This is a genomic window from Roseateles sp. GW823-FHT07B05 (genome assembly GCF_058794515.1).
The window spans coordinates 126-678 of the sequence record NZ_JBXAGX010000044.1; the positions used below are offsets into that span (position 1 = coordinate 126).

The following is a 553-nucleotide window of genomic DNA, read 5'->3' on the forward strand; positions in this document are numbered from 1 at the left end:
ACTTCCAGCAGGCGGTGAGCGTGACGACCACGGGCGCGGCCAGCGTGCGGGATGCCAACGCGCTGGGCGTGAGCTTCACCAACACCAGCGGCGCCACGGCCCAGGCCGGCGGCGCGCTGACGGCCACGCTGAGCAACAGCGGCGCCACCGACCTCACCGGGGCGGGCGTGACCAGCAGCGGCAGCAGCGGCGCGCTGGGCATCAGCAGCACCGGCGCAACCAGCCTGGGCGCCAGCACGGTGACGGGCGGCCTGACGCTGGGCAGCACGGGCGCGGTGACGCAGAGCGGCGACGTGACGGTGACCGGCACGACGGCCATCAACGCGCAGGCGGCGGCGGTGACGCTGGCCAACGCGGGCAACGACTTCCAGCAGGCGGTGAGCGTGACGACCACGGGCGCGGCCAGCGTGCGGGATGCCAACGCGCTGGGCGTGAGCTTCAACGGCACGGGCGTGACGACGGCGCAGGCCGGCCAGGCGCTGACGGCGACGCTGACCGGGGCGGGCGCCACCAGCCTGACCGGCGCGGGCGTCACCAGCAGCGGCAGCAGCGC

1 pseudogene is annotated in these 553 nt (G+C 75.8%); it reads left to right on the forward strand.

Annotated features, from left to right (window positions below):
* A pseudogene (locus AC1Q7O_RS27575) lies at nucleotides 1-553 on the forward strand (hypothetical protein); the annotation flags it as partial.